This window comes from Exiguobacterium sp. SL-9, assembly GCF_004336985.1.
GTDB lineage: Bacteria > Bacillota > Bacilli > Exiguobacteriales > Exiguobacteriaceae > Exiguobacterium.
The window spans coordinates 137,664-159,446 of sequence record NZ_SJUO01000004.1; the positions used below are offsets into that span (position 1 = coordinate 137,664).

The 21,783-nt window shown below is 52.0% G+C and carries 23 protein-coding genes; 12 read left to right on the forward strand and 11 right to left on the reverse strand.

Annotated elements, in window-relative coordinates; genetic code table 11:
* Positions 1-34: 34 nt before the first annotated feature.
* The gene (locus EVJ34_RS11555) at positions 35-772 is read right to left on the reverse strand and encodes a YwqG family protein (RefSeq protein WP_131485714.1); all 738 of its coding nucleotides are present in this window, start codon (positions 770-772) and stop codon (positions 35-37) included.
* A gap of 151 nt (positions 773-923) precedes the next feature.
* Between EVJ34_RS11555 and EVJ34_RS11560 the strand changes: the two genes are divergently transcribed.
* The 6 genes from EVJ34_RS11560 (at position 924) to EVJ34_RS11585 (ending at position 5,359) form a co-directional block, all read left to right on the forward strand.
* Positions 924-1,280, forward strand: a complete 357-nt coding sequence (locus EVJ34_RS11560; RefSeq protein WP_131485715.1) for a CidA/LrgA family protein — start codon at positions 924-926, stop codon at positions 1,278-1,280.
* Positions 1,277-1,951: an LrgB family protein gene (locus tag EVJ34_RS11565; protein WP_131485716.1), complete on the forward strand. Its 675-nt coding sequence runs from the start codon at positions 1,277-1,279 to the stop codon at positions 1,949-1,951. Before EVJ34_RS11560 ends, EVJ34_RS11565 begins: the two co-directional genes overlap by 4 nt.
* Before the next feature lie 92 nt (positions 1,952-2,043).
* Positions 2,044-2,781 (forward strand): glucose 1-dehydrogenase, encoded by a 738-nt coding sequence (locus tag EVJ34_RS11570; RefSeq protein WP_131434596.1) that lies wholly within the window; start codon positions 2,044-2,046, stop codon positions 2,779-2,781.
* A gap of 111 nt (positions 2,782-2,892) precedes the next feature.
* Entirely contained in the window at positions 2,893-4,131 is a 1,239-nt protein-coding gene (gene pepT / locus EVJ34_RS11575; protein ID WP_131485717.1) for a peptidase T, read from the forward strand.
* Positions 4,132-4,187: 56 nt separating this feature from the next.
* Positions 4,188-4,634 (forward strand): OsmC family protein, encoded by a 447-nt coding sequence (locus EVJ34_RS11580; RefSeq protein ID WP_131434592.1) that lies wholly within the window; start codon positions 4,188-4,190, stop codon positions 4,632-4,634.
* 41 nt (positions 4,635-4,675) lie between these two features.
* Complete coding sequence (locus EVJ34_RS11585) at positions 4,676-5,359, forward strand: DNA/RNA nuclease SfsA (RefSeq protein WP_161568915.1); 684 nt, start codon at positions 4,676-4,678, stop codon at positions 5,357-5,359.
* Between the two features lie 24 nt (positions 5,360-5,383).
* On the opposite strand, the gene EVJ34_RS11590 is transcribed toward EVJ34_RS11585, so the two are convergent.
* Complete coding sequence (locus EVJ34_RS11590) at positions 5,384-5,995, reverse strand: stage II sporulation protein M (protein ID WP_131485719.1); 612 nt, start codon at positions 5,993-5,995, stop codon at positions 5,384-5,386.
* 131 nt (positions 5,996-6,126) lie between these two features.
* Here EVJ34_RS11590 and EVJ34_RS11595 point away from each other — a divergent pair, with 131 nt between their 5' ends.
* A complete protein-coding gene (locus EVJ34_RS11595; RefSeq protein WP_131434586.1) occupies positions 6,127-7,752 on the forward strand; it encodes an ABC-F family ATP-binding cassette domain-containing protein in 1,626 nt (541 codons plus the stop codon).
* Between the two features lie 33 nt (positions 7,753-7,785).
* On the opposite strand, the gene EVJ34_RS11600 is transcribed toward EVJ34_RS11595, so the two are convergent.
* Positions 7,786-8,535, reverse strand: a complete 750-nt coding sequence (locus tag EVJ34_RS11600; RefSeq protein ID WP_131485720.1) for a FixH family protein — start codon at positions 8,533-8,535, stop codon at positions 7,786-7,788.
* Between the two features lie 278 nt (positions 8,536-8,813).
* Between EVJ34_RS11600 and EVJ34_RS11605 the strand changes: the two genes are divergently transcribed.
* Positions 8,814-10,007 carry a LysM peptidoglycan-binding domain-containing protein gene (locus EVJ34_RS11605; RefSeq protein WP_131485721.1) on the forward strand — a complete coding sequence of 398 codons (1,194 nt, stop codon included), beginning with the start codon at positions 8,814-8,816 and terminating at the stop codon, positions 10,005-10,007.
* 41 nt (positions 10,008-10,048) lie between these two features.
* Here EVJ34_RS11605 and aceA read toward each other — a convergent pair whose 3' ends face one another.
* From aceA to EVJ34_RS11620, 3 genes are all read right to left on the reverse strand, one after another.
* Positions 10,049-11,323: an isocitrate lyase gene (gene aceA / locus EVJ34_RS11610; protein WP_131434580.1), complete on the reverse strand. Its 1,275-nt coding sequence runs from the start codon at positions 11,321-11,323 to the stop codon at positions 10,049-10,051.
* Between the two features lie 66 nt (positions 11,324-11,389).
* A complete protein-coding gene (locus EVJ34_RS11615) occupies positions 11,390-11,686 on the reverse strand; it encodes a hypothetical protein (protein WP_131434578.1) in 297 nt (98 codons plus the stop codon).
* Positions 11,683-13,875 (reverse strand): malate synthase G, encoded by a 2,193-nt coding sequence (locus tag EVJ34_RS11620; protein WP_131485722.1) that lies wholly within the window; start codon positions 13,873-13,875, stop codon positions 11,683-11,685. The genes EVJ34_RS11615 and EVJ34_RS11620 overlap by 4 nt, the downstream gene beginning before the upstream one ends.
* A gap of 183 nt (positions 13,876-14,058) precedes the next feature.
* Between EVJ34_RS11620 and EVJ34_RS11625 the strand changes: the two genes are divergently transcribed.
* Positions 14,059-14,505 (forward strand): MarR family winged helix-turn-helix transcriptional regulator, encoded by a 447-nt coding sequence (locus tag EVJ34_RS11625; RefSeq protein WP_131434574.1) that lies wholly within the window; start codon positions 14,059-14,061, stop codon positions 14,503-14,505.
* Between the two features lie 2 nt (positions 14,506-14,507).
* Positions 14,508-15,137, forward strand: a complete 630-nt coding sequence (locus tag EVJ34_RS11630) for a nitroreductase family protein (protein ID WP_483297301.1) — start codon at positions 14,508-14,510, stop codon at positions 15,135-15,137.
* A gap of 37 nt (positions 15,138-15,174) precedes the next feature.
* Here EVJ34_RS11630 and EVJ34_RS11635 read toward each other — a convergent pair whose 3' ends face one another.
* On the reverse strand, positions 15,175-15,837 hold the full coding sequence (locus EVJ34_RS11635) for an NAD(P)H-dependent oxidoreductase (RefSeq protein WP_131485723.1): 663 nt from the start codon (positions 15,835-15,837) through the stop codon (positions 15,175-15,177).
* Between the two features lie 17 nt (positions 15,838-15,854).
* Complete coding sequence (locus EVJ34_RS11640; protein WP_131485724.1) at positions 15,855-16,466, reverse strand: class I SAM-dependent methyltransferase; 612 nt, start codon at positions 16,464-16,466, stop codon at positions 15,855-15,857.
* A gap of 150 nt (positions 16,467-16,616) precedes the next feature.
* On the opposite strand from EVJ34_RS11640, the gene EVJ34_RS11645 reads away from it, so the two are divergent.
* Entirely contained in the window at positions 16,617-17,489 is an 873-nt protein-coding gene (locus EVJ34_RS11645) for an ROK family protein (RefSeq protein WP_161568916.1), read from the forward strand.
* Between the two features lie 13 nt (positions 17,490-17,502).
* Here EVJ34_RS11645 and EVJ34_RS11650 read toward each other — a convergent pair whose 3' ends face one another.
* Together EVJ34_RS11650 and EVJ34_RS11655 are read right to left on the reverse strand one after the other, a co-directional pair.
* Positions 17,503-18,021, reverse strand: a complete 519-nt coding sequence (locus EVJ34_RS11650) for a hypothetical protein (RefSeq protein WP_131434564.1) — start codon at positions 18,019-18,021, stop codon at positions 17,503-17,505.
* Positions 18,018-19,535 (reverse strand): sensor domain-containing diguanylate cyclase, encoded by a 1,518-nt coding sequence (locus EVJ34_RS11655; RefSeq protein ID WP_161568917.1) that lies wholly within the window; start codon positions 19,533-19,535, stop codon positions 18,018-18,020. The genes EVJ34_RS11650 and EVJ34_RS11655 overlap by 4 nt, the downstream gene beginning before the upstream one ends.
* 199 nt (positions 19,536-19,734) lie before the next feature.
* On the opposite strand from EVJ34_RS11655, the gene EVJ34_RS11660 reads away from it, so the two are divergent.
* Complete coding sequence (locus EVJ34_RS11660; RefSeq protein ID WP_131485727.1) at positions 19,735-20,205, forward strand: DUF6188 family protein; 471 nt, start codon at positions 19,735-19,737, stop codon at positions 20,203-20,205.
* 119 nt (positions 20,206-20,324) lie between these two features.
* On the opposite strand, the gene EVJ34_RS11665 is transcribed toward EVJ34_RS11660, so the two are convergent.
* The gene (locus tag EVJ34_RS11665; protein ID WP_483297328.1) at positions 20,325-21,776 is read right to left on the reverse strand and encodes a glycoside hydrolase family 1 protein; all 1,452 of its coding nucleotides are present in this window, start codon (positions 21,774-21,776) and stop codon (positions 20,325-20,327) included.
* Positions 21,777-21,783: the final 7 nt, after the last annotated feature.

Sequence of the window (21,783 nt, forward strand, 5' to 3'; positions counted from 1 at the left end):
AGTCGCCCGCAACGGGGCGACTCTCTTTTTGTGCTCAGTAACATTGCATGATGATTTCAGTTTCTTCAAAACGCTTGGCTCGGAGCGCTTCGGTCGGGATGAGGAAATAGAGGATACCAGTATCACCGAACATGATGTCGAGTTCTTCGCTTGAATCCATTTGGAATAAGAGAAACGGATCACGGAATCGTTCCCCATGTGTCTCTTCAATCTCTTCAAACACGTCATGTTGTACTTCGTCCGGATGCCCGCCTATCGCATGCGCCTCATCCCGATCGAATAACTCCTCAAGAGTGGAATATTCATCCTCACTCATAAGATCAAACAGCTCATGATCGTTCTGAACATATCCTTCCTCGAATGCGACAGCCCTCTCGTTAAGCGCTTCGCCGACTCGAACTCGTTCAAGCGTTGTCGCTTCTGTATAGAGGACACGCCAAAGATGACGTTCGTTCGCGTCACCCCACGGTTGTTCGTCCAAATCATAGAAAAACGATAACACACCTTCTTTCGGGAGCGCTTCAACCGACTCAAAACCAGCGAAGTCACTCAGCCGGAACTGTGCCAATAACGTCAAATTCTCTCCGGGATGGTCCGACGCACTCGGTAAATCCGGATAGCCGCCAAATTTCGAGTGACCGATTGCGACTTCTTCTCGTGTCGTTCGGGGTACAAGCTTCAAGTTGATGCGCTTCGTGAATGCCGCTAAGATGTCGTCCCCCTGTTCAAGCCCGTGTTGATCAATAAACTGTTTGATTGATTGAAGTTCCATTCGAACACCTCATTCAGATATGATAAAAGTAGTCTACCATACCGAACGTGTGTACCCTTGATCGTTTTTGATATAGCCTTTATCTTGACCGAACGAAGGAAACTTGAGAAAATGCATACGTTTTGAACTTATTCGCGAAAGGATGTCATATATGCAACGTCTCATCAAATGGGTGATTGGCCTTTCGCTCTTGTTTGGTCTGAGCACGCTCGGCAATTGGATTGTCGCGACGCTCAACCTAAAGATTCCTGGAAGCGTCATCGGCATGGTCCTCCTATTACTCTTATTGATGACAAACATCATCCGTGTCGAATGGATTGAGGACAGCGCTGGTTTTTTGACAAAACACCTCGCCTTCTTCTTTATCCCGATCGCGGTCGGACTCATGTCGTACAGTGATTTATTAAAGGCGGAAGGTGTGCCGCTCTTTGCCGCCTTGATTATCAGTCTATTCGTCGGCCTCATCGTCACCGCACTCATCTCAGGAAGACGAGGTGAAGCGTCATGACGTTATTTTGGGTGCTCGTCACTATCGGTGTCTATATGTTGAGCCGCAAACTGTCCTTCAAATGGGCGTCCCCGTTCACGAACGTTGTCTTCTTGAGTACGGCGACGTTGATTGTGGTGCTACTTTTGTCCGGACAGACGTATGATACGTACGCACCGGCCCGGGACGCCATCACAACGTTGCTCGGACCAGCCACGGTCGCACTCGGATTACCACTCTATCGCAACTTGCCCATCTTGCTCGCGCGCGCGAAACGGGCACTCGGGGCCATTATGCTCGGGACGCTGTCGACGATTTTCGTCGCTGTCGGGTTAGGGACCGCGCTCAAATTGACAGATCACGTCTTGCTCGCCTTGTCCGTCAAATCGGTGACGTCACCGATCGCACTGGAATTGGCGCGGCAACTACAAGGTGATGCCGCGCTCGCCGCGTCGGTCGCCGTCGCTTGCGGAATCCTCGGGGCCATGCTCGGTCCGACGATTCTCACACTCTTCAACGTGACCGACCCGTTCACGCGCGGATTGGCGCTCGGAACGCTCAGCCACGGCATCGGAACGGCCCAAGCCGCCACAGAACATCCACTGTCTGGGGCGACAGGCGGCGCCGCGATGGGTCTATCTGCCATCTTCACGTCATTTATGTTGCCGTTTCTCCTCCCCCTTCTTTTCTAACTATTTCACGGTCAAACTACTTCATAATATGTAATAACGCATATTATAATATAGAGAGACGGTGCTTTCTTGTTTGAAAAGGAGGAAGGACAATGGGACGTGTACAAGGTGAAGTCGCATTTGTGACCGGTGGGGCCCGCGGAATGGGTGCCTCCCACGTACGGAAGCTCGTAGCGGAAGGTGCACACGTATTGTTTACCGACATTTTAGTGGATGAAGGCGAAGCGCTCGCCAAAGAACTCGGTGAGGCTGTCGTTTTCTTGAAACACGACGTCACCAAACTAGAAGACTGGGAGAGTGCGGTGAAGACCGCCGAAGCAAAGTTTGGCCCGATCACGATTCTCGTCAACAACGCCGGCATCGCATTGACGCATACACTTGACGAGTTGTCCGAAGCCGATTACCGTAAAGTCATCGACATTAACCAAGTCGGTGTGTTCCTCGGTATGAAATCGGTCATTCCATCGATGCGGAAAGCAGGACATGGATCGATTATCAATATCTCGTCCATTTCAGGCATTCTTGGTCTGGGTGGGGCCGCATACGTCGCCTCGAAATTCGCGGTGCGAGGGATGACGAAAGCGATCGCGCTTGAAGTCGCAGCTGATGGGATTCGCGTCAACTCGATTCACCCGGGCTTAATTGAGACACCGATGATTATGCAACCGGGTGTCGAAGAAATCGTCAGACAGATGGCAGAGACGGTACCGCTTAAACGAATCGGCACACCGGGCGACGTCTCGAACCTCGTCTTGTTCCTCGCATCAGAAGAATCGAGTTACTTTACCGCGGCCGAGTTCGTCATCGATGGCGGCGTCATCGTCCAGTAATCCAGGGAGAGGCCATCGCGCCTCTCTTTTTATTTTCAAACAATTTCGATACTTCCCAAAACGGCTCTCATGCTACACTAAATGAGATAGATTCATTAGAGGAGGCAGACCATGCAATCGAAATTAATTGAACGTTTAATCACGTATGCAAAAATTGATACACAGTCCGACTTTACGAGTGAAACGACACCCTCAACGGCGAAACAGTGGGACTTGATTCGTCATCTCGAGGCTGAGTTGAAAGCGATTGGACTCGAAGACGTCGAGACGGATGAATATGGCTACTTGTTCGCCACCCTTCCGAGTAACGTCGACCATGACGTTCCGACAATCGGCCTGCTTGCCCACGTCGATACGGCGACCGACTTCACCGGGACGAACGTCAACCCGCAACTCGTCGAGCATTACGAGGGCGGCGATATCATCTTGAACGAGGCACTCAATGTCATCTTGTCCCCACGCGACTTCCCTGAACTTGACGGCTACGTCGGGCATACGCTCATCACGACAGACGGGACGACGCTCCTCGGTGCCGATGACAAAGCCGGCATGGCCGAGATCGTCACCGCGATCGAATACTTACTGGCCCATCCGGAGATTCCGCACGGACCGGTCCGAATCGCCTTCACACCGGACGAAGAGATCGGACGAGGACCACATAAATTCGACGTCGCCCGCTTCAACGCCGACTTCGCCTATACGATGGACGGCGGTCCGCTCGGCGAACTGCAATACGAGAGCTTCAATGCCGCCGGGGCGACGGTCACGTTCCACGGGACGAACGTGCACCCGGGCAGTGCTAAAAACAAGATGGTGAACTCGATGAAACTGGCAATGGCGTTCCACAACCGCCTTCCGGCCGATGAGGCACCAGAGCATACGAGCGACTATGAAGGCTTCTTCCATCTGAACGGCTTCTCTGGCGACGTAGAGACGACGACGCTGCAATACATCATCCGTGACCACGACCGAACGAAGTTCGAGGCACGCAAAGCGTTGCTTGAAAAGCTTGTCGTCGAATGGAAACAGAAATACGGCGAAGCGCGCGTCGACTTGAAGATGGACGATCAATACTACAACATGGCCGAGAAAATCGAGCCGGTGAAACACATCGTTGACACCGTCGCCGACGTCATGCGCGAACTCGACATCGATCCGAAAATTGAGCCGATTCGCGGCGGGACGGACGGTTCACAACTGTCGTATATGGGACTCCCGACCCCGAACATCTTCACGGGCGGCGAGAACTATCACGGCAAGTTCGAGTACGTCTCCGTCAACAACATGGAAAAAGCGACCCACGTCATCATCGGGACGCTCCGCACGTTCGCTGAACGCGCGCGAGCATAACACATGCGCCTCCAACCGTTCTCTTTTAGAATAGAGACATTGGAGGCGATTTTTTTATGAAGCATACGTTTCAAATGAACCTCGACTGGACCGGCGGACGCAACGACGTCGGGACGCTCGAGGCCGAACGGTTAAAGACACAAATTTCGATTCCCCCGGAAATGGACGGTCCTGGCATCGGCACGAACCCGGATGAGATGCTACTCGGTGCCGCGGCGACCTGTTATATCATCACACTTGCGGCTATGCTCGGACGGAGTGACCTGCCGCATCAAGGCATCACGATTGACGCCGAAGGCATCGTCGACGTGACAAACGGAGTCTTCACGTATGAGACGATTCGCTACACGACACGTATCAACGTCCCCAAAACGGCCACAGACCGTGACATCACAATCGTCGAACGGATTGCTAAAAAAGCGAAGGACTCTTGTATGATTTCACGCGCCTTGGCCGGCAATGTCACGTTCGAGCTCGACACGACGGTCACGCGCGTCGTCTGACGATGTATCGCTTTGTATCCCCCTTGCAGGAAGGGGTCATCTTGAAACGCCGCAATCGGTTCCTGATGGACGTGTTGCTCGGCGACACCGTCGTCGCCTGTCACTGTCCGGTCACCGGCCGCATCGGTGACCTCGTCTTTGACGGGGTCCCTTGCCTCGTCTCCACGACGGACGACCCGCGACGGAACACCGCCTTCACGGTGGAGGCCATCTCGATTGACGCGGACCGACAATGGATCGGAATTCATCGAGGGCGCGTCAACGATTTCGTCGAACATTGTTTGCAGACGAACGTGATTTCAGCTTTTCCTTCTCCGAGACATATGGAACGAGAGACAGTCGTCCGCGAGTCACGACTCGATTTCAAGGTCAATGGTGTCTATATGGAAGTGAAGGCACCGCTCGCCGAGTTGTTCGTGACGCCGCTCCCCCGATTTGAACGACGTCCGTTGACGAGACCGATCGAGACCGAACGGTTGATGCGGCATCTCGAGACGTTGATTGCGACGTTGCCGGAAACTAAACGGGCCGTCCTGCTGTATGTCTTCCTATACGATGCGCCCGCCTTCACCGGCAATCCGAACCGGAACCATGATGCACGGATTCGCCAGATGCTTCGCGATGCGATCGCGGACGGACTCGAAATTTGGCAAGTGAACGGCGAGCTGACCACAGAAGGGATTCGTATGATCCGTTGCGTTGAGACAACGCCTCACTTCAAGTAAAAAAAGCCATCGTGGATGGCTTTTTTACTGTAATAATAGCGGGGTCACGTAAGCCTCGATGACAGCGGAAAGGGCGAGGAGCGGCACCGCAATCAACACGAACGTCTTCAACCCAGCGAGAAACAGCGCTTTGAACGTGACGTCCGTCTCTTTTCCCCGCAGTTTCTTCCAGATGTAACGGTTCAGCGATAACCCCATCGCCGCTCCGAGTAAGATGGCCGAAATCTCGGTGATGCCGTGCGGCAAGATGCCGAGCACGATGACCCGGACGACCGATTCGCCGGCGAACCCGACGAGCATGGCGACTAAACCGATCACAGCGGCGTTGATGACGACGAACACGTATGGAATGAAGAGCGGAATCATCCCGAGCAGGAAAGCGAACAACGTGACGCGTGTATTGTTCACGAACAAGGCGATCATCGTCTCGCGCGCGCTCGTATCGAACGTCAAGCCCCTCGATTCAAACGTATCTCCGAGCTGGGCTAAAATCTCGTCTACTTGATCGGGTGCGATAAACGATCGAAACAAGAAGTACGACCCGATACCGGTGACGACAAACAGAATCCATAGGCGTAAAAAGTCTTTCCGATAATAGTTCGACCACGCCTCGCGAATGGATAGTGATGTTTTCATTTGAATTCCCCCTTATCAAGCTATACGAATCTCGTCAACGTTCGTTTCATTTTTCCCCACGACTGCGCGTTTTCCAAAAACGTGATACAATACACGTCGTAAACAAATCAGAAAAACGAGGGATCCTATACATGATTACAGTAAATAACGTAAGTCTCCAATTCGGTGGACGCAAGTTGTTCGAAGACGTGAACATCAAGTTCACACCAGGCAACTGCTACGGCTTGATCGGCGCAAACGGCGCCGGGAAATCAACATTCTTAAAAATTCTTGCCGGTGAGCAAGACACGACAACAGGTGACGTCAGCTTCTCACCTGGCGAACGCCTCGCTGTCCTCAAACAGGACCATTACGCGTACGAAGACCAAGCGGTACTCGAAACGGTCATCATGGGCCATGAGCGTTTGTATCAAGTCATGAAAGAGAAAGACGCCATCTACATGAAAGAAGATTTCTCTGACGAAGATGGCATGCGCGCAGCTGAACTCGAAGGCGAATTCGCCGAGATGAACGGTTGGGAAGCCGAATCGGAAGCTGCCATGGTCCTTCAAGGACTCGGCATCACCGACGCATCCCACCACAAGCTCATGAGCGAGCTCACAGGTGGCGAGAAAGTCAAAGTCCTCCTTGCTCAAGCATTGTTTGGCAAACCTGACATTCTTCTCCTCGATGAGCCGACGAACGGTCTTGACCTCAAAGCGATCCAGTGGCTCGAAGAGTTCTTGATCAACTTCGAGAACACCGTCATCGTCGTATCCCACGACCGTCACTTCTTGAACAAAGTCTGTACGCACATGGCCGACCTCGACTTCGGCAAGATTCAATTGTACGTCGGGAACTATGACTTCTGGTACGAGTCGAGCCAACTTGCTTCACGCATGGCCAACGACCAGAACAAGAAAAAAGAAGAGAAGATCAAAGAGCTTCAAAACTTCATCGCCCGTTTCAGCTCGAACGCCTCGAAGGCGCGTCAAGCGACGTCGCGTAAGAAGTTGCTCGATAAAATCACGCTCGACGATATCCGTCCGTCGTCACGCCGCTACCCGTTCGTCGGGTTCTCGATGGAACGTGAAATCGGGAACGACGTGCTCTACGTCGACAACATCTCGAAAACAATCGACGGCGTCAAAGTGCTCGACAACGTCACGTTCTCACTGAACAAGACGGACAAAGTCGCATTCGTCGGCCGTTCAGACGTCGCCATCACGACACTCTTCAAAATCATCATGGGCGAGATGGAACCGGACGCAGGTACGGTCAAATGGGGTGTGACGACGACACAGTCGTACTTCCCGAAAGATAACTCGGAATACTTCGAAGGCTCGGATAAGAGCATCTTGGATTGGTTACGCCAGTTCTCTCCAGCAGACGAGTCGGATACGTTCCTTCGCGGCTTCCTCGGTCGTATGCTCTTCTCAGGCGAAGAAGTCATGAAGAAAGCATCTGTCCTCTCAGGGGGAGAGAAAGTGCGTTGCATGCTCTCGAAAATGATGCTCTCGAACTCGAACGTCCTCGTCCTCGACGATCCGACGAACCACTTGGACCTCGAGTCGATCACGGCGCTCAACAATGGGCTCGAGACATTCAAAGGCGTACTCCTCTTCAGCTCACATGACCATCAGCTCATCTCGACGATTGCCACACGCATCATCGAAGTGACGCCGAACGGGATTGTCGACAAAGAAGCGACGTACGACGAGTTCCTCGAGAACGAATCGCTCCAACAGCAAGTCGAATCACTTTATCAGAACGCATAAGAAAAATCGATCGGCCGCGGCCGATCGATTTTTTTATTTGACCTCGACCGTCTCCATGATGTGTTCATGGATGTCGTGTCCTTTTGTCACGTGGACTTGAACGTTGTATGTGCCCGTTTCAGGGAACGTATGCTCACCTGCATAACTTCCGCCTTCCGTTTCCTCGAGCTTCACCCAGTCGTGCTTGTCCGCCCCGTCTTTGAACACTTCGAGTTGGACGTCCGCACCCGTTAACGCCTCGTGCTCAATCTCGACGTTGACAGTGAACGGTTGTACTTCATTGGCAACAGCTTGCTTTGGATCGAGGACGATATCCGCTCCGGCATGGTGGTGGTGATCCTCCTCAGCCTCGGCTTCGGCCGCTGTCTCCGGGTGACCGACCGTCACGTTCGTCGTCGGCATCGTGTGCATCGCACGGGCCGTCACATGGACTTGCACCGTGTAGACCGCCTCTTCAGCAAACGCCGTCTCCACCTCATAAACCCCATCTTCTGTGAGCGACGCTTTCATCATCTCGCTCTCTTCCTTGGCGCCATTTTTCCAGACCTCGAACTTAATCTCGTCCGCGTCATCGACCGCTTTTCCCTCTTGAGTGACACGAACGGCCAACGTGACCGCTTCGTCTTTGTCGGCTGTCGCCGGCACGTTTAATTCTGCTTCGACTGGTTCCATCGACTGCACCGTCTCCGTACTGTTAGTCGCTTCATCTGCCCCGCACGCCCCAAGGACGAACAAACCAATTATTCCGGTCGCCATCCCGATTCGTTTCACTGTTTGTCTCATCATGAATCCCCCTATTCAATCGCTTACATTCTTCACACATTGTTCATGATAGCACCCTTTATTAGGAAATGTGTGAGAATTGTGTGATATTTGACGCGTTTATCACTCATAAATTGAACACAAATATTGAGGGTCATTATCCAAAAATTCCTTTACCTATTATTAGACTTTACGACATCTTACATCGAAAGAAGGGTATATAAAATATATACACAGGTAAATATTTGGAAAGCCTTAACATCAAGATACATACACCTAAGACTGGAGGCGAAACCAAAATGAAAAGCAAATTTGTGCGCATGTTGATGGCTGTATTGATCATGTTGGCACCGTTAGTCGCTTATCCAAAATCGGCTGACGCCGCCGCTTCGAAATTCATCACGAGTGTGAACACGACGAGTAAAGTCGTGGCATTGACGTTCGATGACGGAGCGGATGGTGCGAATACGAATAAGATTTTGGACATACTTGCCAAGAACAATGTCAAAGCCACTTTCTTTTTGACTGGATCGGGCGCCGCTAACCATCCCCAATACATTAAAAACATCGCAGCTAAAGGTCACCAACTCGGTAACCACTCGTATACCCATCCAGACTTCACAAAGTTGACCGCCACGCAAATGAAATCAGAACTTGATCGGACGGAAGCAAAAATCAAATCCATTACCGGTAAAACGACGAAACCGATTTTCCGGGCACCGTTCGGCGCCGTCAATAGCGCTGTCTTAAGCGGAGTCGGCGCTGCCGGCTACGGCTATACAATCCAATGGAATATTGACACGATTGATTGGAAAGGTCTCACTGCCACTCAGATTAACACCAAAGTCCAAACGAACATTAAACCTGGTTCAATCGTCTTGATGCACACCGGTGCTGGTGCGCCAGGTACACCGCTCGCCTTGCCGACGATGATTTCGCAACTGAAAGCGAAAGGCTACAAGTTCGTCACCGTCTCCCAATTGCTTGCTTACCAATCAAGCACGACGTCTAAAACGTATACCGTCAAATCCGGCGATACGCTCTACAGCATCGCCCGGACTTACGGCGTCACTGTCTCGACGCTCGCCGCCGCTAACAAGATTACAAACTACAATTTAATCAGTGTCGGACAAGTGCTCGTCATCCCGGGCACGACCGTCACACCACCACCTGCGACGACCGTCAAATATACGGTCAAATCTGGCGACACGCTCTATAAGATTGCCACTCTGTATAAAACGACCGTCGCTAAAATTGCCGCCGCCAACAACATTACGAACGTCAACTCCATTTACGTCGGACAAGTGCTCGTCATCCCAGGTACGACCGTCACACCACCAACGACTACGGTGAAATACACGGTCAAATCAGGGGACACACTCTACAAGATTGCGACGATGTATAACACCACTGTTGCGAAGATTGCGGCCGCTAACAATATTACGAACGTCAGCTTGATCAGCGTCGGGCAAGTACTCACGATTCTGCGTTGAATGCAAAAAGATGATGCCGCGGCATCATCTTTTTGATTGCTTTATTTCACTTCAAACTGCTCTGCCTCGGTCGATCCGGCCAGTGCCGTCGTTGACGACTGACCGCTCGAGATGACGAGAGACACCTCATCGAAATACCCTGTCCCGACCTCGCGCTGGTGACGTGTCGCCGTGTAACCGTGCTGTTCTGCACTGAACTCGGCTTGTTGCAACTCGGAATAGGCGGCCATCCCACGGTCTTTGTAGCCGCGCGCAAGTTCGAACATGCCGAAGTTGAGCGAGTGGAAGCCAGCGAGTGTGACGAACTGGAACTTGTACCCCATCGCACCAATCTCTTGCTGGAATGTCGCAATCTCCTCGTCCGACAGCTTCTTCTTCCAGTTGAACGAAGGTGAGCAGTTGTAAGCGAGCAGTTTCCCTGGATATTTTGCGTGAATCGCGTCCGCAAATTGACGCGCCTCATCCAAATCAGGTTCAGACGTCTCGCACCAGACAAGATCGGCGTAAGGCGCATAAGCGAGACCGCGGGCGATTGCCTGCTCGATGCCTGCCTCGGTCCGATAAAACCCTTCCGGCGTCCGGTCACCGACGATGAACGGATGGTCGATTGGGTCGATATCGCTCGTAATCAAGTTCGCCGCATGCGCATCTGTCCGGGCGACGATGATCGTCGAAACACCCATGACGTCTGCCGCGAGGCGGGCCGCAATCAAGTTTTTCACGGCCGTCTGTGTCGGGAGCAACACTTTCCCACCGAGGTGACCGCACTTCTTCTCTGAAGACAGTTGATCCTCTAAGTGGACACCGGCCGCACCCGCTTCAATCATCGCTTTCGTCAATTCGAACACGTTGAGCACACCGCCGAAACCAGCCTCCATGTCGGCGACAATCGGAGCGAACCATTGCGTGTCCCCTTTTCCTTCCGCCGTTTGGATTTGGTCGGCCCGTTGTAACGCCTGATTGATTCGTTTGACGACGCTCGGCACCGAGTTGGCTGGGTACAGGCTTTGATCCGGGTACATGTGTCCCGACAAGTTCGCATCGGCAGCGACTTGCCAGCCACTCAAATAAATGGCCTCAAGCCCCGCCTTCACTTGTTGGATCGCTTGATTGCCAGTGAGCGCTCCAAGTGCGTGGACGTAGTCTCGTTCATGGAGTAACTTCCATAATCGTTCGGCCCCTTTTGTCGCGAGCGTATGCTCAATTAAGACCGATCCACGAAGCTTCATGACGTCGTCGACTCCATAAGGACGCTCGACCCCGTCAAACCGTTCTGATTGAAAAATCTCCTCGAGTTGCATGCGTTGCTCATTCATATCCGTTCCTCCTGTATCATATTAGATTTAATAAATTTAATTTGTTATATAACATATGGTGCGCATTTAATCCAAGTAGGCGCAGCATTCGAGTGCCGCTTTGAATGACGAGTGCTCCATGCCGCAGCAACGACAGACGTTTTCCTCATCCCGTTCCTCTGGTTTGCGGAACACGACGACTTCTTCGACCGGCTCTCTCATGATTTGAAGCGACCCATCGGTCCGGTCGAGGACGAGGCGCATCAAATCGTTCCCGTAGACGAACGCCGTGTTGGCGAGCGCCGAGGTCGATTCTCCCGAGACGATCCGCCGGACGACCCAACGTTCAATCAACTGTTCACTTTCGATTTTTTTCGTTGTCATGATGATGCTCCTCCTTTTAAATTCGGTTCTAATGATATTTGACCTAAAAATTCTCGACGCCGCCGATGCAAGATCGGTTCCGTATACCCGTTTGGCGACGCATCTCCTTCGAACACTAAGTCTCTCGCCGCTTGATAGGCGATCGAGCGGTCTACATCTGGCGTCATCGGACGATAGTGGGGGTCCGCTGCGTTTTGCGCGTCGACGACCTCGGCCATCCGGTAAAGTGTCGCTTCGACTTGGTCCCGGCTACAAACGTCATGGTATAGCCAATTGGCGACATGTTGACTCGAAATACGGAGCGTTGCTCGGTCTTCCATTAAGCCGACATGATGGATATCAGGCACTTTGGAGCAACCGACACCTTGCTCGACCCAACGGACGACATAACCGAGCAACCCTTGCAAATTGTTCTCGAGCTCCTCGTTCACTTCTTCATCTGTATAAAGACGTGTGGCAAGTGGTACTTCAAGCAGACGGCCCCGCTCGGTGGTTGGATCAAATGAACGACCGATGAACTCACGTTGGACCCCGAACGCATCCATTTGATGGTAGTGTAGCGCGTGGAGCGTCGCGGCTGTCGGCGATGGGACCCAGGCTGTCGTCGCCCCGGACCGGACATGATTGATTTTTTCACGCATCATATCGCGCATCCGATCGGGCATCGCCCACATCCCTTTCCCGATCTGTCCGCGTTGATGGAATCCTGTGTCAAGTCCGATTTGGACATTCAGACGTTCATAAGCGTCAAGCCACTCCGATGTCTTCATCTCGCCTTTCTTTCGCATCGGTCCGAAGGTGAGCGACGAATGAATCTCATCGCCGGTCCGGTCGAGGAATCCGGTATTGATGAAGACGATGCGTTCCTTCACTTGCTCGATGCAGTTTTTCAAATTAAGCGACGTGCGCCGCTCCTCGTCCATCACGCCGACTTTGAGCGTATGACGCGGCAACTCGAGTACATCTTCAATCGCGTTGAACAAATCATTTGTGAACGCCACTTCTTTCGAGCCGTGCATCTTCGGTTTGACGATATAGATGGAGCGTTCGCGGGAATTTTGTCTGGCATCGAGGTGGCGGCTCGCGATGAGCGCGGTGAAAATCCCGTCCAAAATGCCTTCCGGTACTTCACGTCCTTCCGCGTCGAGCATCAAGTCTGTCGTCATCAAGTGACCGACGTTTCGAATAAAGAGGAGCGATCGGCCCGGAAGCGTGACTTCACGCCCATCTTTCCCGATATACTTCCGGTCAGGGTTCAACTTCCGAGTGAGCGGTCGACCTCCTTTCGAGAATGTTGCTTCGAGCGTACCATCCATCAGTCCGAGCCAATTTTTGTAGAGGTGGACCTTGTCCCGAGCGTTGACGGCCGCGACCGAATCCTCACAGTCGACGATGGCCGACAAGGCCGACTCGAGTTCAATATCGGTTAGCCCTGCTCCATCCGTACGGCCGATCGGGTGATTCCGGTCAAATTTCAGTTCAGCGTGGAGCCCGTTATGGACGAGCACCAAGCTCGTTGGATGATTTGGATTCCCGACGTAACCGATGAAACAATCGGTTGCGAATGGGACGTCTCGTCCATTGATGATGGCATATGGTTCATCGGCGCGAACCGTATACCCTTCCGCGTCCCGATGTGAACCTGTTCGAAGCGGGAACGTCTCGTCGAGGTATTGTTTGGCGTACGCGATGACCGCCGCTCCTCGAATCGGATTATAGCCGCTCGACTTCGTTTTTCCGTCCTCTTCGTCGATGACGTCCGTTCCGTACAAGGCGTCATAGAGACTCCCCCAGCGGGCGTTTGCCGCATTCAACGCATAGCGCGCATTGTCGAGTGGAACGACGAGTTGTGGTCCAGCTTGTCTTGTTATTTCTAAATCGACACCAGAAGCGTCGATATTAAAATCAGGGACGGTTGCTTCGATGTAATCGATAGATCGAAGAAAACGCTCGTAATCTGTGAGATCAAAGGTTTGCTTGTGCTCGCTGTACCATTCCTGTAATAGTCGCTCATATGACTCGCGTTCTTGAAGCAGTGATTCATTTCGAGGAATGAACGCATCGAGTATACGTTCGACCCCATGCCAAAAGTGTTGCCGTGCCTCTTCTTCAGGTAGTATGCGAGCCGAGATGAAGTCGAGCAGTGTTTCATGTACGTGATAAGTACCTACTTGTTTGTAATGTTCCAAGCCGTCACATCCTCCCATCCAATTGTTATATATCAGTTGACTATAATATAGACTATTATATAACAGTTTGACAACAGTTTTTTTGAAACTTTTTATTTGTGTTCTCTCTCAAAACCGATTACTATACATGTGTGACCTATCAATGATTGATTTATCAATTAGTTTTTTAAAGGAGGATACCCGATGCGCGACGCTTGTTCGCTCAGCGATGAGATTCTCTACCACGTCATCACCGTACAAAAAGAACTGGCCCAACTGTTCGATACGGAAATGGACGGGCTCAGCTCGACTCGCTTCGATATTTTAAGCAACTTGCATCACGTCGGCTCTTTGCGTCAGCGTGAACTGCAACAACGGGTCGGGGTCGACCATGCCGCCATCACGCGACATTTGAAACAGCTCGAGACACAAGGGTTGATCACGCGCGAACGCTGCCTCCAAGACAATCGGGTCATTTATGTCGACTTGACCGATGTCGGTCGGGAGCGGATTGCACATTGGACCGAGCAAAAGAAGTGCTTATCGGACCGACTTTTTGTAAACATGAAGGTAGAGGAGCAACGACAGTTACTCGAACTTTTAAATACGTTACAAACTAACATTCAACATGAAAGGAAGACTTTTATATGAACATGACAACACAGAAAGACTTTATGGAAATCGTCAAGGGACGCCGCTCGATTCGCGTCTATGATGAGAACGTCAAAATCTCGAAAGAAGAGATGACACAAATTCTGGAGGAAGCGACGACGGCACCGTCATCACTCAACCTTCAACCGTGGCGCTTCGTCGTCATCGATAGCGCGGAAGGCAAAGACACGCTCCTCCCGCTCGCAAGTTTCAATAAACGCCAAGTCGAGACGTCATCTGCTGTGATTGCCATCTTTGCCGACTACCAGATGGCCGATTACACACAAGAAATTTTTGATACGGCCGTCGAGCGTGGCCTCATGCCACCAGAAGTCCGCGACCGTCAAGTTGAGATGATCAAAGGCATCTTCAAAGACGCCCCGAAAGAGTCTGTCAAAGACAGCATCTTGCTCGACTCAGGTCTCGTCGCGATGCAACTCATGCTCGTCGCTCGTGCCCACGGCTACGATACGAACCCGATCGGCGGCTATGACAAAGCGAATATCGCGGAAGCGTTCGGCCTCGAGAAAGAGCGCTATCTTCCGGTCATGCTCCTCTCGATCGGAAAAGCCGCGGAAGACGGTTACCAATCGGTCCGCTTCCCAATCGACCGCATCACCGACTGGAAATAAGCAAAAGCTCAGCAACGTCACGTTGCTGAGCTTTTTTTCATCCGATATATTTGACGACTTCATTGAAATCGCGACGTGTTTTCGGCGCGAAGTCGCGGGCCCGATGTCCGAACGCGACCATGACCGAGAGCGACCAGGCGCCTCGTTCCATAACGCCTTCCGAGATCAATAATTCATCGATTTCCGCTTGATTGAATCCTTCGATCGGGCATGAGTCGACGCCGATCTGGGCGGCGGCCGTCATCATGTTGCCGAGCGGGATGTACGTCTGGCGTTTGATCCATTCTTGGAAGACCCGCTCGTCGTCCAACAGTCGATAATCTTGTTCTTGGAACTCACGGACACGTTTCACCCGAAGCGCGTACTCGTCTTCGGTCCGTCCTTGGACGCCCGTAATGATGTGGCGCAAGTATTCCGAATCATAACGCATCGCTTCAGGCGTCCGCGCCAAAATCAATACGAAATGGCTCGCCGTCAACGTCTGTCCTTGCGCACCCCACGCATGATCTTTGATTTTTTGGAGTAAGTCCTCGCGGCGAATGACGACGAACTGCCAAGGTTCGAAGCCAAAGGAACTTGGTGATAGGCGGCCTGTCTCCAAGATGAATTCGAAATCTTCCTCATCGATTTTTCGGTCCGCGTCGAACTCTTTCGTCGCTTGACGCCAACGATACGCATCTAAAATATCTTCTTTTTTCACGATGATCCACTCCCCATTTACCAAGATGACTCCATCATATCAAACCGATAAATAAGAAAGCGCTCATGAAGATTCTTTAACGGCAAGCGAACGTCCTGTACGTAGCGGAAAGGCGTCTCGTCATTCAAAAAATGTAAGTACTCGTCGGCTGGATAATAGAGGATGAGATCGACCGGTCGCGGCTCGCGTTCGACCGAGTCGATGATGTTCGCAACGACCTGCCGGAACACGTTCACCGAGAACGGGTTGAAGAAATAAAAGCGGTTCGCCTCAACCGGCACCTCAAACTGTTCGGCGTAGCCGCGGACGAGCTGGACACTTCCCCGCGTCCTGTGTTTCTTGGCGTAATTCATCCAGTTCGCGAGCGCCGCCTCGTGGAAGCCACCGTCCATCTCGATACCGATGGCTCGGACTCGGAACGTATAAGCGAGATAAAACGGGAGGCGTCCCTTGCCCGAACCAAAATCGACGACCGTATCCGTGGCCGCGAGCGGATACGCGTCACGCAACAAGTCGAGCGCCTCGTATGGGGTCGGTTCATAACGATGATATTCGGCCGAGGCCGGGAACCCTTGTTGCGGTTTCGCCGTCTCGATTTGAAGCAATCGTTCATAGTCTTGTTCAGTCATGAATGTGTCCTTTCTTGGATGGCGCGGCCATTTTCTTTTGATTTGTAGAACTGTTTATGACATAAATTTGTACCTATAAATTTATCATATTTTGACCTTGAAATGTGTCATAATACTTTTGTCATCCCCCACATAAAGGAGTCGAGCAGTATGCAACATTATTTTGCCATCGATATTGGTGGTACTAGTATCAAATACGGAGTCGTCCAAGCCGACGGCAACCTCTTGTCGAACAAACACGTCCCCACCCCTGCGACGTGGGAAGGCTTGCTCGAACAAGTCGATGTGATATTTAACGAAGCGACCGGCGAGGCCCCACTCGACGGAATCGCCTTCAGTGCGCCCGGCTCCGTCGACTCGACGACCGGTGTGATTCATGGCATCAGCGCATTGCCTTATATCCATAATCGTCCGTTTCTACAGGCGTTCGAAGACCGTTACGACTTACCGGTCACCGTCTTGAACGATGCCAATGCGGCGGCACTTGCAGAAGGATGGAATGGTGCGGCCGCGTCGGTGACGAGCTACGCGACGGTCGTCATCGGAACAGGCATCGGCGGAGCCTTCGTCGATTCGGACGTCCTCATGGTCGGTTCCCATTTCCACGGAGGGGAGTTCGGCTATTGGATTCTCGACCCGTCTCTTCCCCATCCAGATGGGACGTGGAGTAAAATCGGCGCTACCGCCGCTCTCGTCAAGCGTTGCAGCGAGCAACTCGGTCGCCCGCTCACCGGAAAAGATGTGTTCGCGCTTCAAACCAATCCGGTCATCCATACAGAATTAGAGCGCTTCTATCGCTGGAACGCGATCGGCATCTACAATCTCCAGTTCGGGCTCGACCCGGATCTGATCTTAATCGGGGGCGGCATCAGCCGACGTCCTGAAGTGCGGGACGGCATCAAGCGACACTTGGACGCACTGTGCGACGCGTTTGGGACGTTCCGCATCGATCTCGAGACGTGCGCCCATTTCAACGAGGCCAATTTGATTGGTGCCGCACGGTTTCATATGTTGACGAAGTAAAAAAGGGTTTCCATCACGGTCTGAGATGGAAACCCTTTAATTGTGCCAGGCGGTCTTCATGAAGTTGATGATACACCTCGTCTCGAATTGCTTCGAGCGTGCGGCCATGGACAATCATATGTTCCCGAATCGTCCGGTTGACGCGCTCATTGATTTTGCCGGTCTCTAAATATCGATCCAGCACAGGAAGGCTGAAGTCGTCAATCGGCAAATAGGCGATGGGAATCACTGCTGATTCCGATTTTACGGAGACTTGCACGCCGTTCACTTCCGGAAAGAAGTAAGACTCATAATATGGTTCGACGACCAATTCCTCTTTCGCCGCATCGCGGACCTCTGGAATCGTCGTCGGCAACGCGATGAAATACACCATTTGGTCGAACGAGAATGAGACGTCTTTCAATGATACACCGAGCGTCGCAGCGTGTCGTTTCGCAAGGTTACCTGTCACCAAACGATAACACGGCTGACTCGTTAATAAAATCGAACCGATAAAGGCGACGGTCATGATCATAACGCTAAATTCGGTCATAACGGCACCCCTTCCCAACGACAGACTTGGTTTTTCCCTTTTGATTTGGCTGCATACAACGCTTGATCGGCGCACTCAATCAACTGTTCGAGGGACTGTTCATGAAGCGTGTGCTTCGAAGCGACACCGAAGCTGAGCGTCAACTGCCCACCCGGTTGACTTTCTCCATTCAAAAAGTTCGTTTTGAGCACGGCGGTACGGATTGTCTCCGCCACCTGTGCCGCCTCGACCTCGTCATACTGCGGCAACAGGACGACAAACTCTTCGCCCCCGAACCGATAGGCCATCTGTTCATCCGGCACACTTCGGCGAATGACACTCGCGAGTCGCGTGAGCAACTCGTTTCCGGCCAAGTGACCGTTCGTATCGTTGAAGTGTTTAAAATGGTCAATATCCATGACAATCAATGATAGTTCGTCTGTTTCGCATTCCCGGAACAAGACGTCCAAATCTTGTTCGAATGAGCGATGGTTTTTGAGACGCGTCAAGCCGTCACGAAGCGCCAACGTCTCAATCCGCTGATAGAGCGTCGTTTGATGAAGGGCAAGCGAGGCTTGTTCCGCGATTGGGCGAACGCTATCAATCTTTTGAGGGGTGATCGGTTTCTTGTTGACGACGTTATCGATCACGAGGAGTCCGTATGGGATACCTTGATGATGGAGCGGGAAAATCGTACACTCATCCATTTGCAAATCGGTATGTAACATCCGCAGCACAGGATCGTCGGTGATGCTTGCGTAGACGTGGAGCGGCCGTCCCGAGTCGAGTGCCTGTTTGAACAGATGATCTCCCTGAAATGGGATCGTCATTTTCCGAATCCGTTCGTTCAACTGCTCATCGTGCGTCGAGTCCGTCTCTTTCTCATCAATCAGTCCTTGAAGGTCAATGTGTTGTTTCGTGATTTCTTCCCAAATCTGAAAACCGTCCTCTGGATTCATCGGTCCCGTTCCCATGACTCCGTAGATGCTATCTTTTTCTAAATCCGCGAAGAAGATGATCGATCGGTTAAATCCGAGCCCGTGCCCGGCTGTCACCGATGTCAAGATCGTTTGTAGCAACCGATCCGGATCGAGCGTGTCTTGCATCGTAAAACTGACTTCCCGAAACACGTTCAATTGGCGAGAACTCGCCGTCAACATCCGTAACCGTCCCGACCGCTCACGCTTCAACTGCTTGACGTAACCGAAGAGCAACGCGGCGCCTAATCCGAAGAAGATATAACTGAGTAAGAGCGGAAACGACAACGTTCCCGATTGGCTGTACACCAAGATCCACCCGACCAAAATGGCTGCAACCATGCCTTTCCAGTGAAAGCAGACGAGTCCCGTCATCATCAATAACAGCACGGACCAATGCAAATCATAAAAATCGAACAACACCCCGTGCCACATCACGACAAGACTGCTCGTACCGGCCAGCAGCCAGCGATTCAGAGCGGGGGTCGTCATCAACCGAAGGATGTTGAGGACGATGGTGATGAGGACGATGCCGCCAATCAATAAGCCATAAACCATGGTTACCCCTCGTTTCATCAATTCATCTAACTATTTGATTATAAGTCGAATCATCGAAACCGGGACTTTATTCGTCCAATCACTGACCAATTTTTTAAATCGATTGCAATATTTCCCAAAAAATGTAGAGCTGACGTTTTTTACGTATGAGTGATTTCACATAATCCTTTCATTTACTTTAGCGGAGTAACGTGAAATGATGGAATTAACTAACCTATTTAAGCGAGGTGGAAGCGTGACCCATACCGAACATCTTGAAGCAACACAGATTTTACAGCATCTATTTAACGCGTCTTCCTTCGTCGGAATCGATTTTGGCTCCGGTCCCAACCATCATCTCCTCTACTTCAACCGAGACGGCAACGAGTCGTGGCTCTCGATTGAAGGACCTTGGTACGTCCATTCATCGGGCCCTTCTTTCAACGAAGATGAGCAACTCCATCACCTCGTCGGACTCCGGCGTGAACGCGTCCGTTCCATCCGGTTATCTGAAGACAACCCCAACCTTGAACTAACATTTGAATCTGGAGCCGTCTTGTTCGTGAACGGCTATCACGAACAGTATGAAAGTTGGCAGGCCGGAGACGCCCGTCCGCTCGGAGGCGAACATTTCTTACTCGTCGCCATGCCTCAAGGGGACTTGGCCGTTTTTGCCGAGGAAGATGTCTGATGGCAGCCTGGACGGAGATTCTCACATATATGTTGATTGCCGGTGGCGTCAGTCTCGCCATCATCCTCTTACGCAAAGTCACGAAAGCATAAGAAAAGAGCGGCCGCGGCCGCTCTTTTTTATTTTACCGTCTCATCTTCGAACAAGCTCGCTCCGTTCGTCTGGATGACGTCTTGATACCAGAAGAACGAGTCTTTCCGCGAACGCTCGAGCGTTCCCGACCCGTCGTCATGCTTATCGACGTAGATGAAGCCGTAACGCTTGCTATATTCCCCGGTCGACGCGCTCACGAGATCGATACAACCCCAGCTCGTATAACCGATGACGTCGACTCCATCTTCAATTGCCTCCACCATCGCTTTCAAATGGTCACGCAAGTACTCGATCCGGTAATCGTCATGGACCGAACCGTCCGCTTCGACTTTGTCATAAGCGCCGAGACCGTTCTCGACGATGAAGAGCGGTAATTCATAGCGCTCATACAGTTTATTCAAAATGACGCGTAATCCCATCGGATCGATCTCCCAACCCCAGTCACTCGCCTTGAGGTAAGGATTTTTCACTCCGCTCATGATGTTCCCTGCTGCCTCTTCTTCCGTCTTCTCTGCTTTCTCGGTACGTGACATATAGTAGCTGAGCGAGAAGAAGTCCACCGTGTTCGCTTTCAGCGTCTCGAGATCCCCGTCTTCCATCACGAGTTCGATCCCGTTCTCACGGAAGAATCGTTTCGCGAATGATGGATATTCACCACGGACATGGACGTCGCCGCAGAAGAAGTTCATCATACGCTCGGCGTCGTGTGCATACCAGATGTCTTCCGGATTCGAGCTGTACGGATAGACCGGCGCAGCGATGAGCATGCAGCCGATTTGCATCGATGGATCGATTTCTTTCGCCGCTTTTGTTGCGAGCGCGCTCGCGACGAGCTGATGGTGCAACCCTTGGTACGTCAATTGCAACTGGTCGTCCCCTTCGCGGATCGCCATCCCGAGACTGAGCATCGGCATGAACTGGGCTCCGTTGATTTCATTGAACGTGAGCCAATATTTGACCTTGCCTTGGTAACGTTCGAACAAGACACGGCTGTACCGTTCGAAGCATGTCACGAGGCGACGATCGCGCCAACCCCCGTATGCTGTCGCCAAATGGAGTGGCAACTCGTAATGTGAGATCGTGACGAGTGGCTCGATTCCTTGTGCGACGAGCTCATCGATGACGCGGTCATAGAATTTGAGCCCTTCCTCGTTCGGCTCGAGCTCATCCCCGTTCGGGAAGATGCGCGACCACGCGATCGACATGCGGAACGTCTTGAAGCCCATCTCTTTGAAGAGGGCGATATCTTCCTTGTAGTGATGATAGAAGTCGATCCCTTCATGGTTCGGGTACGTGTACTCGTCATGCAACTCGAAATCGAACGTCGGGTCATGGATGATTTTCATCCGATCCTTGCCGCCTGGCATCACATCCGCGATCGAGAGCCCTTTGCCACCTTCTTGGTACCCACCTTCAAATTGGTTCGCCGCCGTGGCGCCACCCCATAAAAAGTTTTTCGCTACTTGTTTCATGTTCATTTCCTCC